The sequence below is a fragment of the Streptomyces sp. ITFR-6 genome, assembly GCF_031844725.1.
Taxonomy (GTDB): Bacteria; Actinomycetota; Actinomycetes; order Streptomycetales; family Streptomycetaceae; genus Streptomyces.
Map to the genome: position 1 here is coordinate 5,298,730 of NZ_CP134612.1, position 15,090 is coordinate 5,313,819.

Below are 15,090 nucleotides of genomic sequence, written 5' to 3' on the forward strand. Positions count from 1 at the left end.
CCGTGGCAGGACGATTCGCTCCCCGCAGCGCCCCGCACGCGGCCGTCCCGCGCCAGGTGACGACGCCGGAACCGGCGGCGCTGACCCGCGACTGGACCCCGCCGGGCCCGTTCGACCTGCGGCTCGTCCTCGGCCCCCTGCGCCGGGGCCCCGCCGACCCGACCTTCCGGATGTCCGCCGACGGCTCCGTCCGCCGCGCCAGCCGCACCCCCGCGGGCCCCGGCACCCTCCACGTCGTCGCCCGCGAAGGGCGGATCGAGGCGGCTGCCTGGGGGCCCGGCGCGGAATGGCTGCTGGACCAGCTGCCGACGCTGCTGGGCGCCTCCGACGAACCGGAGGCCTTCACCCCGCGCCACCGGCTGCTCGCCGTGACCCACCACCGGCGACCGGGACTGCGGCTGCTGCGCACCGGCCTGGTGATGGAGTCCCTGATCCCGTCGGTGCTGGAACAGAAGGTCACCACGGACGAGGCGTACCGCGCCTGGCGCCTCCTGGTCCGCAAGTACGGCGAGCCGGCCCCGGGCCCGCAGGAGTACGGCCTGTACGTCATGCCGGACGCCCGCACCTGGTCGCTGATCCCGTCCTGGGAGTGGCACCGCGCGGGCGTGGACAGCAAGCGCTCCGCGACGATCCTGCGCGCGGTGCGGGTGGCCCGCCGCATGGAGGAGGCCGCCACCATGAAGCTGACCGAGGCGATGGCCCGCCTCCAGGTGATCCCGGGCATCGGCCCCTGGACGGCCGCCGAGACCCTGCAGCGCTCCAACGGCGACCCGGACGCGGTGACGGTCGGGGACCTCCACCTGCCCGGCATCGTCGGCCACGCGCTGGCCGGCAACCGGGACGCCGACGACGAGGAGATGCTGACCCTGCTGTCCCCGTACGAGGGCCAGCGCCACCGGGCCACCCGCCTGATCATGCTCTCGGGCAACACCCCGCCCCGCCACGCGCCCCGGATGACCCGGGGCGACATCGCGCGCCTGTAGAGCCGGGCGAAGCCCACCTCACCGCACCACGACGAAGTCCTCCGCCTCGCGCCCCACCCGAGGCGCCGCCGCCTCCAGCGGCCGCCCCACGGCAACCGCCCCCAGCGGATCCCACGACGACGGCAACGCCAGCACCTCCCGCACGACCTCGCGGCAGAACATCGTCGAGGACACCCACGCGGACCCCAGCTGCTCACCCGCCAGCGCTACCAGGAAGTTCTGGATCCCGGCCCCCGCGGCGACCACGAACATCTCGCGCTCCGCGCCGTCCCGCCGCTCGTCCCCGTAGGTGTGGGAGCCGTCCATCACCATGCACGGGACCACCAGGTACGGCGCCCGGCGCAGCACATCGCCGCGCCGCACCCGCTTGGCGACCGACTCCTCGCTCTTCCCGTCCCGCCGCAGATCCGCGATCCACGCGTCCCGCATCGCGTCCAGCAGCCGGGTCCGCGACTCGGGCGACTCCAGCAGCACGAACCGCCACGGCGTCGTGTGATGCGGCGCGGGCGCCGTCACCGCCGCGGCCACGGCCCGCCGCACCGCGCCAGGGTCCACCTGTTCGTCGGTGAACTCGCGCACCGTGCGCCGCTGGGTCATCGCCTCCCGTACCGCCTCCGACGTGCCCAGCCGGAACATGTCGTCCGCCGCGACCCGCACCATCGCCCGCGCGCCCTCGCCGGACGCCGGGTCCACGAGGTGGCCGAGGCCGCGCACCACCGCGACGGGCAGCCCGTTCGCCTTGCCCTTGACCAGGTCACCGGCAGCGGCCAGCTCGTCCGCGGTGGCGACGACGGTCGCGCTCAGCGGATTGCCGTGCGCGTCGCTCCCGCCCCGCAGATCGTCCAGCACCCGCACCCCGGCCGCGCCGATCGCGACATCGGTCAGCCCGTTGCGCCACGGCCGCCCGAAGGTGTCCGTGACCAGGACGCCGACCTCGACGCCGAGCGCGTCCCGTAGCCCGTCCCGGATCGCCCGCGCCGACGCGTCGGCGTCCTCCGGCAGCAGCAGGACCGTTCCGGCGGGGGTGTTGGAGGCGTCGACCCCGGCCGCGGCCATGACCAGGCCCTGCCGGTTCTCGACGATCCGCAGCGCCCCACGCCGCGCCACCACCCGTACCGTCTCGGCGTCGATCGCCGCCTCCCGGTCGGTGGCCTCGACGATCCGGCCCTCCGCCTTGGAGACGATCTTCGAGGTGACGAGCAGTACGTCACCGTCGAGGAGACCGGGCCCGGTGGCGACGATCAGCTTCGCGAGATCGTCACCGGTCCGCACCTCGGGCATCCCGGGCAGCGCCCACAGCCGGAAGGAGGGCGCGGCGTCCGGGGCGGTGCTCATGCCCGTACCTCTTCAGCCAGGGCGAGCGCCTGCCGGGCCATCTCGGCGGTGGCGGCGACGTCGGTCATCATCAGCGGGACGGAGCGGCAGCGGATGCCCGCGGACTCCACCTCGTCCACCGTGCCCGCGTCCACGGTGTCGACGAGCCAGCCGTCGAGCAGCCCGGAGCCGTAGTGCTGGGCGACCGCCGCGGCCGTCGACTCGACGCCCACCGCGGTGAGGACCTTGTCGGCCATCCCGCGCACCGGTGCGTCACCGACGATGGGGGAGAGGCCGACGACCGGCACTCCGGCCTCGGCGATGGCCTCCCGGATACCGGGCACGGCGAGGATGGTCCCGATGGACACGACGGGGTTCGACGGCGGGAAGAGGATGACGTCGGCGGAGGCGATCGCCTCCAGGACGCCCGGCGCCGGCTTGGACTGCTCGGCACCGACGGGCACGATCGCCTGGGCCGGGACGGAGGCGCGGAGCTTCACCCAGTACTCCTGGAAGTGAATGGCCTTGCTCTCGCCGTCGGCGTCGACCGCGACATGGGTCTCGATTCGGTCGTCGGACATCGGCAGCAGCCGGACCCCCGGCTTCCAGCGCGCACAGAGCGCCTCCGTGACGGCGCTCAGCGGGTAGCCCGCGCCGAGCATCTGGGTGCGGACGATATGGGTCGCGAAGTCACGGTCGCCGAGACCGAACCACTCGGGTCCCACGCCGTAGGCCGCGAGTTCCTCCTTGACGTGGAAACTCTCGTCGGTACGGCCCCAGCCCTGGTCCTCGTTGATGCCACCGCCGAGGGTGTACATGACGGTGTCGAGGTCGGGGCAGACCTTGAGCCCGAACAGATGGATGTCGTCACCGGTGTTGCCGATCACCGTGATGTCCACGTCGGGCGCGGCCTCCTTGAGGCCACGCAGAAAACGAGCACCACCGATACCGCCGGCCAGAACCACAATGCGCATGGGAAACAGTCTGTCAGGCGAAGCCTGATCGTTGTCGGGGTGGTGGCGGGCGACGGGTGGGACTGTCAGGCGAAGCCTGATCGTTGTCGGGGTGGTGGCGGGCGACGGGGTGGTGGTGCGTCGTCAGACGGTGACCGTTGCCGCGGTGCTCTGCGAGGCGTGCATGGGCATGTCGGTCAGGCCCGGGTAGTAGATGTGCAGGCTGACGGCCGGTTCGAGGAAGTCGTTGACCACCTCGTGGGCGTAGCCGGGGGCGAAGACGCGCTGGGCGCCGGAGCTCAGCGTCCGCTTCCCTCGGTCCGTACGCTCCGTCAGCTCGCCGTCCAACACGGTCAGTACACCGGAGGACGGGCCGTGGTCGTGCAGCCCGCTGCCCTGGCCCGGGATCCAGCTGAGCAGCCAGACGTCGTACCCGGGGAGGCTGAGCAGCCGGTGGTACCAGCGGGTGGTGGCGTCGTACTGGACGAGCGGGGCCCAGCGGGGGCGGTCGTCGGCGATGGAGCGGGCGAGCCCGGCGAACTCCGCCACCGTGGCGGGGTGCTCACGGGCGGGGCGCAGGAGGTGCTGGACCTCAAGGAGGTCGCCGGCGATCTGGAGGTCGCTGTCGCTGTTCATGGGTGCGGTGGTTCCTCGGCGGGAGTGCGGGTCCGGTGGGGGTGCGGGGGTGTCGCGAGGACCGTGGGGACCGGGTGACCACGGGCCGTGAAGGCCGCAGGGGAGGGTCCGGGGGTCCGGGATGAGCTGCGTCGGGCTGGAGCGCGAGGGCTTCAACAGCTGAGACAGCTGGAACAGCAACAGCGAGCCCGGACAGCGCTACGGAACCCACAAGTGTGGGTGACGTGCATCGCTGAGGTCACTGGCATGACATCAAGGAGAGCCGGAGAACCTTCGGACTGTCAACCCAATGCCCGATTTAGGGTTAATGTTTCACCTCATCCGGTTGCTTCGAGCGAAGAAAGGTTTGTGCAGCGCTCATGGCGGAGACGTGGCGCAGCGGAGGTGCCCGTGAGTGCGGTTGCGGCTCCGTGACCCGGCTGTGATCTTGATCGCTTCGGTGATCGAATCGCAACGTGCCGCCCTCCGGGGAGTTCCTCCCTGTGGCGGGCGATTGCGTGATGGGTGCGCGAGAGGCCCGTGGCATATGTCAGGTTTCTGGTTATTTGAACACTTACCGCATAGGCTTGGTGCCGCCGAGTGAATACCGGGCCCAATAGCAGATCTGCGCTTGACTGGTACGAAGCTACACACTTGTAATTTCACTCGTGTCGTTCGGCCGATTCAATAACGGCCGCATCGCGGGGACGCAAGAGACAGACGAGGGGCGCACATGACCGAGCTGTTCCAGCAACTGCTGGTCGAGGACGCGGACGAGGAACTCGGCTGGCAGGAGCGCGCGCTGTGCGCCCAGACCGACCCTGAGTCCTTTTTTCCTGAGAAGGGCGGATCCACCCGCGAGGCGAAGAAGGTCTGTCTCGCCTGTGAAGTCCGGTCCGAATGCCTTGAGTACGCCCTTTCCAAGGACGAGCGGTTCGGCATCTGGGGCGGTCTCTCCGAGCGCGAGCGACGGCGTCTGAAGAAGGCCGCGATCTGACGCGCACCGGCCGAAGACGCCGGACTCCGCGGAGCTGACCGCTCCCCGACCCGGCCCGCCCATGGCCCGCCGCCTGCACCCTGCCCGCAGGCGGCGGGCCATCGCCGTGCCCGGCACAGCGCCTCCGGCCCCGTACCGTCGCTCTCGTTCAACCGCTCCGCGCCACCCCGGTTATCCGTACCGTTAGTGTGGGGCCCCGTCCGAGACGCGCCAACGACCCGACAGGGCGCGCGTGTACACCGATGCAGCCCCCGGGGGTACGTCCCCCCGGACCCGGCCGGAGGGCCCGTACCTCGATGTCCGTGCACAGCCATTCGACGGCGCCGTACGCGGCCGCCGCCGCCCCAGAGTTCCCCAGGCATGTCGTCACCGCCGTGCTCGTCTCCCACGACGGCGCACGCTGGCTGCCCGACGCACTCGCCGGGCTGCTCGGGCAGGAACGTCCCGTACAGAGCGTCGCCGCCGCCGACACCGGCAGCGCCGACGACTCCGCGCGGCTGGTCACGGAGGCGCTCGGCGCCGACCGCGTCCTGCACCTCGCGCGACGTACGAGCTTCGGCACCGCAGTCGACGAGGCGAGCCGCACCGCCGGTGTACTCACCCCGGACGACCTGCCGTACCTGAAGCGCCCCAGCGGCTGGGACCCGGTCACCCGGTCCTGGCGCGACGACAACTACGACCTGCCCGAACTGCCGCACGGCGAACCGGTGCAGTGGCTCTGGCTGCTCCACGACGACTGCGCTCCCGAGCCCGACGCGCTCGCCGAGATGCTGCGCGTCGTCGACAACGACCCGCACGCCGCGATCGTCGGCCCCAAGATCCGAGGCTGGTACGACCGCAGGCAGCTCCTCGAAGTCGGCGTCTCCATCGCCAACAGCGGGCGCCGCTGGACCGGTCTCGACCGGCGCGAGCAGGACCAGGGCCAGCACGATCAGGTCCGTACCGTGCTGTCCGTCTCCAGCGCCGGCATGCTCATCCGCCGTGACGTGTGGGAGGAGCTCGGCGGCTTCGACCGCAGACTCCCCCTGATGCGCGACGACATCGACCTGTGCTGGCGCGCCCACATGGCCGGGCACCGGGTGCTGATCGCCCCCGACGCCGTCCTGCGGCACGCGGAGGCGTCCGCCCGCGAACGGCGCCCCATCGACTGCGCCGGGCGTTCCGTCTCCAGCCCGCACCGCGTCGACAAGGCCGGCGCCGTCTACACGATGCTCGCCAACGCCCGGGGCAAGCTGCTGCTCTGGGCGCTGCTCCGGCTGGTGCTCGGCACCCTGCTGCGTACGCTCGCCTACCTCGTCGGCAAGGTGCCGGGACAGGCGCTCGACGAGGTCGCCGGACTCCTCGGCACCCTGCTGCGGCCCGGCCGGATCCTCGCGGCCCGCCGCCAACGCGGCAAGGGGGTCATCGACCCGGCGGAGCTGCGCGGGCTCTTCCCCGCGCCCGGCGCCACCGTCCGCGCCACCGTGGAACAGGTCGCCGGGAACTTCGGCGGCTCCACGGAGGCCGAGTCCGGCGGCTCGCGGCACGGCGCCGTGGAGTCCGGACCGGGCGGCGACGACGCGGACTTCCTGGAGATCGACCAGTTCGCCAAGTTGAAGCGGGTCGGCCGCAAGCCGGGACCGGTGCTCTTCGCCGTCCTGCTCCTCGTCTCGCTCGTCGCCTGCCGCAGCCTCATCGGCGGCGGCGCACTGGCCGGCGGCGCCCTGCTGCCCGCACCCGGCGACGTCTCCGAGCTGTGGGGCCGGTACGCGGACGCCTGGCACACCGTCGGCACCGGCGGCACCCAGACCGCGCCGCCCTACCTGGCCATGATCTCCGCGCTCTCCGCGCTGTTCCTCGGCTCCACCGGATTCGCGCTCACCCTGCTGCTGGTCTGCTCGGTCCCGCTCGCCGGACTCACCGCGTACTTCGTCTCCCGCCCGCTGATCCCCTCACGGCTGCTGCGGGCCTGGGCGAGCGTCGCGTACGCCTTCCTGCCCGCCGCGACCGGAGCCCTGGCGACCGGCAGGCTCGGCACCGCCGTCCTGCTCGTCCTGCTGCCCCTGATCGCCCGCGCCGCCGTCTCGGCGCACGGGATGCGCGGCAGCGGTGACAGCCGGGGCAGCTGGCGCGCCACCTGGGCGTACACCCTGCTCCTCACCCTCACGATGGCGTTCACCCCCATCGTGTGGCCGCTCGCGGTGGTTCTCGGCGTCGGTGTCCTCGCGCTCCGACGCAACGACATCACGGCCTACGGGCTCCGCTTCCTCGCCGCCGTCGGCACCCCGCTGCTCGTCCTGGCGCCCTGGTCGCTCTCCCTGCTGACCAGCCCCTCGTCCTTCCTGAAGGAAGCCGGCCTGGAGGCCGGTACGGGATCGGCCTCCGCCCTCGACCTGCTCGGCATCAGCCCCGGCGGGCCCAAGGCGGCGGGAGGCGTCCTGCTGCTCGGCATCGTGCTCGCGGCGCTGGCCGCGCTGCTGCGCGGGGAACGGCAGTTCGCGGTCCGGACCGCCTGGGTCGTGGCCCTGGTCGGGCTGGCCTTCGCCGGGCTCGCCAACGGCTCCGGCTGGGCGGGACCCGCCACCCTCGTCTACGGCGCCGCGCTCATCGCCGCCGCGCTGGTCGGCGCGGACGGTGCGCGCATCCGCGTCGCGGAACTCAGCTTCGGCTGGCGCCAGCCGGTCGCAGTCCTGATCGCGCTCGCCGCGGGCATCGCCCCCGTGCTGGCCGCCGCCGGCTGGATGATCGGCGGCGCCGCGGGCCCGCTGGAGCGGCGCGACCCGGTGCAGGTGCCCGCGTTCGTCGCGGAGGAGAGCGGCACCCGTGACCAGCCGCGCACCCTGGTGCTCGACGGCACATCGCCCTCCACCGTCGCCTACACCCTGGTCCGTGGCTCCGGCGCCCGGCTCGGTGACGGCGAACTCGCCGCGGCGGGCGGCGGCAACAGCCACCTCGACAAGGTCGTCGCCAACCTGGTCGCGGGCTCCGGCGCCGACCAGGGCAGTCAGCTCAGCGGCTTCGCGATCCGTTACGTCCTCGTACGGGACGGGGCGCCGAAGCAGATGAGCCGGGTGCTCGACGCGACGCCCGGTCTCAGCCGGCTCAGCCAGCTGGACGGCAGCGCGCTCTGGCGCGTCGACCGGCAGGTCGCCCGGATCATGATCGTCCCGTCCGCCGCCGGCGCCGAACCGCTGCCGGTCGGCTCCAGTCCGGTCGAGGCGCACACCGAGATCCCGCCGGGCGGCGCGGGCCGGGTGCTGCGGATCGCCGACGCCGCCGACCCCGGCTGGCAGGCCACGCTCGACGGCCGGCCGCTGACCCGCAAGACCGTCGACGGCTGGGCCCAGGGCTTCGAGCTCCCCACCGGGGGCGGCTCGCTGAACCTCACGTACGAGACGTCGATCACGCACTCCGCGCGGATCTGGGCCCAGGCCGCGCTCGGCGTGGTCCTGCTGGTCCTGGCCCTTCCGGGCCGCCGCCGGGAGATCGACGACGAGCTGCCGGAGGAGACCGTGCCGGTCCCCGCCGAGTCGGTCGCGGGCGAGGGCCGCCGGGCACGCAGGCTGCGCGCGGCCGCTGAGGCGGAGGGCGAGGACGGCGACGCGGGGGAGCGGGCGGAGTACGCCCCGCCCCAGCAGCCGTCCGCCGAACCGCAGCCGCCCGCCGCCGACGGCCAGGACGTCTTCGTACCGCAGCAGGCGGACGGCGACACCGGCGAGTACGCGGCGGTGCCGCAGCAGGCGGACGGCGACACGGGCCAGTACGCGGCGGTGCCGCAGCAGCAGCAGTACGGGGAATGGGACGCCCAGCAGTACCAGGGCGCCGACTACCCGCAGTACCAGGAGGGCCAGTACCAGGACGGCCAGTACGGAGCCGGGCAGCAGCAGAACGCCCCCGGCGCGTACGACCCGTACGGCTATCCGCAGCAGCAGAGCGACTACACGGCGTACGGCCAGGGGCAGTACACCAACGCCCCGTACGACCCGGCCAACCCGCAGTACGACGCCAACGCCCAGTACGGCACGGGCGACCAGTACGGCAACGCTCCGTACGACCCGAACGCCCAGTACGGCGTGGGCCAGTACGGCGACCAGCAGCCGTACGACCCACAGAACCAGAACCAGGACCAGAACCAGAACCGGGATCAGAACCAGAATCCCGACGAGAACCCCGCCCCGGGCCAGAACCCGTGGCCGACCGGTAACGCATCGCGAGGCGAGTCCGAGTGAAGTCCACCAGCCTGTCCCTCATCGCGGGGGCTGTCGCCCTCGCCGCAGTCACCGGATTCGCCGCGCTCACCGTGCCCGGGGACGACGGCGCGACGGAGGCCGTGGCGTCCTCCCGGCTGCCCGTGGAGCGGTCCAGCCTGCTCTGCCCGGCGCCCGGCCTCTCGGACCTCGCGGAGACGGCGTACACGTCCTTCACCCCGCCCGCGGACGGCGACGGCGAAGCCGGTACGGCCGAACTGAAGTCACCCGCGGCCGACAAGAAGAAGGACGACAAGGAGAAGGACAAGTCCAAGGACAAGAGCAAGGACAAGGCGGCCGATTCGGACAAGCCTGTCGTTGCCCTGAAGGAGCCCGGCAAGCCGGTCACCGCCGACGTGTCCGGTTCCGACGCCCCCGCTCTCGTCGGCACCGCCACCGGCCGGCTCGCGCCCGGCTGGAGCGCCCAGCAGACCACCACGGTCGAGGCCGGCGACGGACGGGGCGTGCTCGGGGTCAGCTGCACGGCACCCGACACCGACCTCTGGTTCCCGGCCGCGAGCACCGCGAAGACCCGGGAGGACTACGTCAACCTCACCAACCCGGACGACACCGCCGCGGTGGCCGATATCGAGCTGTACGGCCCGGACGGCACGCTCAAGTCCGATGTCGGCGAGGGCATCACCGTCCCCGCCGGATCCGGCGTCCGGGTCCTGATCTCGACGCTGACCAGCAAGGTCGTCGACGATGTGACCGTCCACGTCACCACCCGCACCGGGCGGGTCGGCGCGGTCGTCAGGACGGCCGACAGCAAGACCGGCAGCGACTGGCTCACCGCCTCCGCCGCCCCGGCCGGCACCCTGGTGCTGCCCGGCATCCCGGCGGACGCGACGTCGGTCCGGCTGGTGGCCTTTGCCCCCGGCGAGGACGACGCGGACCTCACCGTGCGGCTGCTCGGCAAGACCGGCCCGTTCGCCCCGGTGGGCAACGAGGATCTCCACGTGAAGTCGCGGATGACGGCCGGGGTCGACCTGAAGAACCTCACCCGGGGCGAGGCGGGTTCCCTGCTGCTGACCCCCGCCCAGAAGGACAGGGCCACTCCCGTGGTGGCCGCTCTGCGGGTGGTCCGGGGCAAGGGCGACAAGCAGGAGGTCGGTTACATCCCGGCGACCGGACCGGTGGGCGCGCAGGCGACCGTGGCCGACAACCGGTCGAAGGGCTCGACGCTCTCGCTCACCGCACCGGGCGCCGCCGGCACCGTGAAGGTCACGGCGTCCGCGGGCAGCAAGGCGGGCACCCCGGTCAGCAAGACGTACAAGGTCGCCGCGGGCACGACGCTCGCGGTCACCCCGCCGGTCCCGTCCGGCCTCAAGGGCACGTACGCGCTGACGGTTCAGACGCGGTCGGGCGGCCCGGTCCACGCCGCCCGCACGCTCGCACTCCCGCAGGACGGCATCCCGATGTTCACGGTGCAGACCCTGCCGGACGACGGCGGAACGGTCGAGGTACCGGTGGCCGAACAGGACCTGTCGGTCCTGGACGACTGAACGCGGAGGGGGCGGCAGGGGCCGGAGGCAGGGGGAGGGAGAACGAACCCGCCCCCGGCCCCCGTTCCGCTACTCCTGGCCGTAACGCGGGTCGACCGACTCCGGGGCGAGTCCGAGCAGTTCCGCGACCTGCTCGACCACGACCTCGTGCACCAGCAGTGAGCGCTCGTCGCGGTTCTTGGTACGGATCTCGACGGGACGCCGGTAGATGACGATCTGCGCCGGCTGCCCCTTCTCTGCGGACAGCGCGTTTCCCAGCGGAACGGTCTCCTCCCTGGTGCTCGGCACATCGAGGACCACGAAGTCGACCTCGGCCAGCTGCGGCCAGCGCCGCTCCAGCCGTTCCACGGAGTCCTGAACGAGATCACGGAAGCTGTCCGCCCGGCTGGCCGAGAGCGGCACCTGGGGCGGTGCGACGGGCCCGCGCATGCCTCGGCCGTGGCGGTCTCGGCGCCGCGGCCGCGGCTCGGACGGGTGGGGCGGTACGGGACTGTCCATCACCGACGCAGCGTAACGCTCCGCGCGACGAGTGGACGGCGGCTGCGCGGGGACGAAACCGGCCTGTCCGCTCCTGAACAATCCGGCCACGGGGGAGCCCGATTCCGGCCCCGCTCGTGACCGCCGTCCTCTTGTCCTATGACCGCTTTCGCGGTGAGCGGCGACCGGAATCGCTGCCGCCACGACCTGCGCTCTTCCGCTGCCGCGCAGGTCAGGAGAGTTGTCCCGGAGGCGGCCGTACCGCGGGTCACAGGGCGACACGGTGGGGTGAGCCGGGGGAGAGTCGTCGCAGCCCGCTCAAGAGTGCGGTAGCGTCCAACATCGTGAGCCCTGTACGTCGCTGTTCGCGCACCGCGTGCGGCCGCCCTGCCGTCGCGACACTGACGTACGTCTATGCCGACTCGACTGCGGTCCTCGGCCCGCTCGCCACCTACGCCGAGCCCCACTGTTACGACCTCTGTGCCGAGCACAGCGAGCGGCTGACCGCGCCACGCGGCTGGGAGGTCGTCCGGCTCTCCGACCCCTCCGCACCCGTGCGCCCCAGCGGTGACGACCTGGAAGCGCTCGCCAACGCCGTACGGGAAGCGGCGCGTCCGCAGGACCGGGGCGACGGGCCCAGGGGCGGCGGCGGCCGTCGCACCGCGGATCCGGCGGAGGTCGCCCGCCGGGGCCACCTCCGGGTGCTGCGCTCGCCCGAGTCCTGAGCGGTCGCCGGTCCGCCCGGCGCGCGGGGGGTCTGTGGCCGCCGGGTAGTTTGGCGGTCCGAAGAAACCCTCAGGAGGACCGTCCCGTGACTGCAGACCTGTCGCAGCTCGTGAAGGCGTACGACGTGCGCGGAGTCGTGCCCGACCAGTGGGACGAGGCCCTGGCCGAGCGGTTCGGAGCGGCGTTCGTCGAGGTGACGGCCGCGGCCGCGATCGTGGTCGGCCACGACATGCGCCCCACGTCACCGAGCCTCTCGGGCGCCTTCGCCCGCGGTGCGGCCGCCCGGGGCGCGGACGTCACGATGATCGGCCTGTGCTCGACGGACCAGCTGTACTACGCGTCGGGGGCACTGGACCTGCCGGGCGCGATGTTCACGGCCTCGCACAACCCGGCTCAGTACAACGGCATCAAGATGTGCCGTGCGGGCGCCGCCCCGGTAGGCCAGGACACCGGCCTCGCCGAGATCCGCACCCTGGTCGAGCAGTGGTCCGAGACCGGCGCCCCGCAGCCGGCCGCCACCCCCGGCACGGTCACCGAACGGGACACGCTCACCGACTACGCCGCGTACCTGCTGTCACTGGTGGACCTGTCCGCGATCCGCCCGCTGAAGGTGGTCGTGGACGCGGGCAACGGAATGGGCGGCCACACGGTCCCCACGGTCTTCGCGGGTCTGCCCGTCGAGCTGGTCCCGATGTACTTCGAACTGGACGGCACGTTCCCGAACCACGAGGCCAACCCCCTGGACCCCAAGAACATCGTCGACCTCCAGGCCCGCGTGCTGGCCGAGAGCGCCGATCTGGGCCTGGCCTTCGACGGCGACGCGGACCGCTGCTTCGTGGTGGACGAGCGGGGCGAGGGAGTCTCCCCGTCGGCCATCACCGCCCTGGTCGCCGCCCGCGAACTGGCCCGCAACGGCGGCAGCGGCACGGTCATCCACAACCTGATCACCTCCCACTCGGTCCCGGAGGTCGTACGGGAGAACGGCGGCACCCCGGTCCGCACCAGGGTCGGCCACTCCTTCATCAAGGCGGAGATGGCCGCGCACGGGGCGATCTTCGGCGGCGAGCACTCGGCGCACTACTACTTCCGCGACTTCTGGAACGCGGATACGGGCATGCTCGCCGCCCTCCACGTGCTGGCCGCCCTGGGCGGCCAGGAGGAGCCCCTCTCGGCCCTGCTGGCCCAGTACGACCGCTACACCGGCTCCGGCGAGATCAACTCCACGGTCGACGACCAGCCGGCCCGCACGGCGGACGTCCGGGCAGCGTTCGCGGACCGCGAGGGCGTGAGCACCGACGAGCTGGACGGCCTGACCGTCACGGCCCCGGACTGGTGGTTCAACCTCCGCGCCTCCAACACCGAACCGCTGCTGCGCCTGAACGTCGAGGCACGGGACGAGCAGACGATGGCAGCGGTACGCGACGAGGCCCTGACGGTAATCCGCAGGCCGTGACCACCACACCCTGATCCACCGCCCCCAACACAAGCAGCCTCGTCGGCCGGCCCTGCTTCCGGCCGCGCCGACGTATGAGGCGGGGCAGCCCGCCCACCCGACCTTCACTCCAGCCCCGCTTCCACCCCCTCCGGCGTTTGAGGAGCGGGGTCCGGGGCGGAGCCCGGTTACGGGAAGGTGCGGGTAGGGGAACAAGCCCGCCGCAGGCGCACCACCCGCCCCCGCCAACGCACCCCCCGCTACACCCCGGACAAGCACCCCCGGCCAGGCCGCATCCCCGCCACCCCAGCGGTAGGCTGACGTGGCTCGATCCAAGACCAAGAAGCAAGACCAAGAAGCAAGACGCAAGACACAAGAACACGCACTCGTGCCCGCCCGAAGGGACCCACCCCATGCCGCTCGAAGCCGGCCTCCTGGAGATCCTGGCCTGCCCGGCCTGTCACGCCCCCCTGGACGACCGTTCCGCGGCCGACAGCCCCGAACTGGTCTGCACCGGCAAGGGCTGCGGACTGGCCTACCCGGTACGGGACGGCATCCCCGTCCTCCTCGTCGACGAGGCCCGCCGCCCCGCGTAACCGGGCCCCACACCCCGCACGGTGATCGCGTGTGATCGGAGGACCGTCCCCATGCTCGACGAGTCGTTGCTCGACGCCCCGGAAGCCCTGGCCCGAGCCGACCGCCGCGGTCTGCTGCGTGGCGCCGCCGAGGCCGGGGCCAGGGTCCGTACCGCCGCCCGGCACGCGACGGAGGCCGGCATCCCCGAGCTGAACCCGGAGGGCCGCCCGCGCGCCGTCCTCGTGGCCGGCTCCGGCACCGCCGCCTCCGGCGTCGCGGACCTGATCGCCGCATTCGCCGGAGCCTCCGCGCCGGTCACGCGCATCCAGCCGACCGGCGTCGCCCCCGCCGCGGGCGCGATGCGCTGGACGCTGCCCGGCTGGACCGGCTCCCTCGACCTGCTGCTCATCGCCACCGCGGACGGCTCGGAGCCCGGTCTGGCGCTCGTAGCGGAACAGGCGTACCGCCGCGGCTGCAGCGTCGTGGCCGTCGCCCCCAGGCAGTCCCCGCTGCGGGAGGCGGTGGACGGCGTGCACGGCCTCGTCGTACCGATGGCCTCCGCCCCGCACGGCGAGTACGACGCCGAGACGTCGGCCGCGGGCCCCGGCACCCTGTGGGCGCTGTTCACCCCGCTGCTCGCGCTGCTCGACCGCGTCGGCCTGCTCACCGCGCCCCCGGAGACGCTGCAGAGCGTGGCCGACCGCCTGGACCGCACGGCGGAACGCTGCGGACCGGCCATCGCCACGTACAGCAATCCGGCCAAGACCCTGGCCGCCGAGCTCGCGGACAGCCTCCCGCTCGTCTGGACGGAGGGCGAGGCCGCGGCCCCGGTCGGACGCCGCTTCGCCGCGGTCCTGGCCGAGCTCTCGGGCCGCCCGGCCCTCGCGGCCGAACTCCCCGAGGCGCTCCCTGCCCACGGAGGCCTGCTGGCCGGGGCCTTCGCCGCGGGAGCGGACCCGGACGAGTTCTTCCGCGACCGGGTCGACGAGCCGGAGGCCCTGCGCGCCCGGGTCGTCCTGCTCAGGGACCGGCCCACCGGCGGCCTGAGCGCGGCCCCGGCGGCTCGCGAACTCGCCCTGGGCCACGAGACGCCGATCAGCGAACTCGAACCGGAGGAGGGCAGCCGGCTCGAAGCCCTCGCCGAACTCCTCGCGGTCACCGACTTCGCCGCCGTCTACCTGGCCCTGGCCTCGGAAGCCCGCGCCTGAACCACCACACGGAAAGCCGCGGCAGCCCACCCCACGCAGCACCACGCCCAACGCATCCGCCCCAACGCATCCGCACAG

The 15,090-nt window shown here is 72.9% G+C and carries 12 protein-coding genes; 8 read left to right on the top strand and 4 right to left on the bottom strand.

All coding sequences use genetic code 11. The features are described 5' to 3' along the window. The first annotated feature begins 2 nt into the window (after positions 1-2). The gene (locus RLT59_RS24285; RefSeq protein ID WP_311305356.1) at positions 3-983 is read left to right on the top strand and encodes a DNA-3-methyladenine glycosylase family protein; all 981 of its coding nucleotides are present in this window, start codon (positions 3-5) and stop codon (positions 981-983) included. Positions 984-1,001: 18 nt separating this feature from the next. Here RLT59_RS24285 and RLT59_RS24290 read toward each other — a convergent pair whose 3' ends face one another. The 3 genes from RLT59_RS24290 to RLT59_RS24300 form a co-directional block, all read right to left on the bottom strand. Further along, positions 1,002-2,318, bottom strand: a complete 1,317-nt coding sequence (locus RLT59_RS24290) for a coenzyme F420-0:L-glutamate ligase (RefSeq protein ID WP_311305357.1) — start codon at positions 2,316-2,318, stop codon at positions 1,002-1,004. Continuing rightward, positions 2,315-3,271, bottom strand: a complete 957-nt coding sequence (gene cofD, locus RLT59_RS24295) for a 2-phospho-L-lactate transferase (protein WP_311305358.1) — start codon at positions 3,269-3,271, stop codon at positions 2,315-2,317. Before cofD ends, RLT59_RS24290 begins: the two co-directional genes overlap by 4 nt. Before the next feature lie 123 nt (positions 3,272-3,394). After that, positions 3,395-3,886, bottom strand: a complete 492-nt coding sequence (locus tag RLT59_RS24300) for a cysteine dioxygenase (RefSeq protein WP_311305359.1) — start codon at positions 3,884-3,886, stop codon at positions 3,395-3,397. A gap of 712 nt (positions 3,887-4,598) precedes the next feature. Between RLT59_RS24300 and RLT59_RS24305 the strand changes: the two genes are divergently transcribed. The 3 genes from RLT59_RS24305 (at position 4,599) to RLT59_RS24315 (ending at position 10,593) form a co-directional block, all read left to right on the top strand. After that, on the top strand, positions 4,599-4,862 hold the full coding sequence (locus tag RLT59_RS24305) for a WhiB family transcriptional regulator (protein ID WP_024494319.1): 264 nt from the start codon (positions 4,599-4,601) through the stop codon (positions 4,860-4,862). 296 nt (positions 4,863-5,158) lie between these two features. Further along, a complete protein-coding gene (locus tag RLT59_RS24310; protein ID WP_311305360.1) occupies positions 5,159-9,070 on the top strand; it encodes a glycosyltransferase in 3,912 nt (1,303 codons plus the stop codon). Next, positions 9,067-10,593, top strand: a complete 1,527-nt coding sequence (locus tag RLT59_RS24315; protein WP_311305361.1) for a DUF5719 family protein — start codon at positions 9,067-9,069, stop codon at positions 10,591-10,593. The genes RLT59_RS24310 and RLT59_RS24315 overlap by 4 nt, the downstream gene beginning before the upstream one ends. Before the next feature lie 69 nt (positions 10,594-10,662). On the opposite strand, the gene RLT59_RS24320 is transcribed toward RLT59_RS24315, so the two are convergent. Beyond that, the gene (locus tag RLT59_RS24320) at positions 10,663-11,091 is read right to left on the bottom strand and encodes a metallopeptidase family protein (protein ID WP_311305362.1); all 429 of its coding nucleotides are present in this window, start codon (positions 11,089-11,091) and stop codon (positions 10,663-10,665) included. Positions 11,092-11,414: 323 nt separating this feature from the next. Here RLT59_RS24320 and RLT59_RS24325 point away from each other — a divergent pair, with 323 nt between their 5' ends. The 4 genes from RLT59_RS24325 to RLT59_RS24340 all read left to right on the top strand — a co-directional run bounded on the left by RLT59_RS24325 (position 11,415) and on the right by RLT59_RS24340 (position 15,012). After that, complete coding sequence (locus tag RLT59_RS24325) at positions 11,415-11,795, top strand: DUF3499 domain-containing protein (RefSeq protein WP_311305363.1); 381 nt, start codon at positions 11,415-11,417, stop codon at positions 11,793-11,795. 86 nt (positions 11,796-11,881) lie between these two features. Further along, a complete protein-coding gene (locus RLT59_RS24330) occupies positions 11,882-13,249 on the top strand; it encodes a phosphomannomutase/phosphoglucomutase (RefSeq protein ID WP_311305364.1) in 1,368 nt (455 codons plus the stop codon). A gap of 392 nt (positions 13,250-13,641) precedes the next feature. After that, entirely contained in the window at positions 13,642-13,824 is a 183-nt protein-coding gene (locus tag RLT59_RS24335) for a Trm112 family protein (protein ID WP_073738559.1), read from the top strand. Positions 13,825-13,875: 51 nt separating this feature from the next. Beyond that, positions 13,876-15,012, top strand: a complete 1,137-nt coding sequence (locus RLT59_RS24340) for an SIS domain-containing protein (RefSeq protein WP_311305365.1) — start codon at positions 13,876-13,878, stop codon at positions 15,010-15,012. Positions 15,013-15,090 lie beyond the last annotated feature (78 nt).

Excerpts from the sequence above, each read along its gene's own strand:
- RLT59_RS24290 (WP_311305357.1), bottom strand. The coding sequence starts at position 2,318 with ATGAGCACCGCCCCGGACGCCGCGCCCTCCTTCCGGCTGTGGGCGCTG.
- cofD (WP_311305358.1), bottom strand. The coding sequence starts at position 3,271 with ATGCGCATTGTGGTTCTGGCCGGCGGTATCGGTGGTGCTCGTTTTCTG.
- RLT59_RS24300 (WP_311305359.1), bottom strand. The coding sequence starts at position 3,886 with ATGAACAGCGACAGCGACCTCCAGATCGCCGGCGACCTCCTTGAGGTC.
- RLT59_RS24305 (WP_024494319.1), top strand. The coding sequence starts at position 4,599 with ATGACCGAGCTGTTCCAGCAACTGCTGGTCGAGGACGCGGACGAGGAA.
- RLT59_RS24310 (WP_311305360.1), top strand. The coding sequence starts at position 5,159 with ATGTCCGTGCACAGCCATTCGACGGCGCCGTACGCGGCCGCCGCCGCC.
- RLT59_RS24320 (WP_311305362.1), bottom strand. The coding sequence starts at position 11,091 with ATGGACAGTCCCGTACCGCCCCACCCGTCCGAGCCGCGGCCGCGGCGC.
- RLT59_RS24335 (WP_073738559.1), top strand. The coding sequence starts at position 13,642 with ATGCCGCTCGAAGCCGGCCTCCTGGAGATCCTGGCCTGCCCGGCCTGT.
- RLT59_RS24340 (WP_311305365.1), top strand. The coding sequence starts at position 13,876 with ATGCTCGACGAGTCGTTGCTCGACGCCCCGGAAGCCCTGGCCCGAGCC.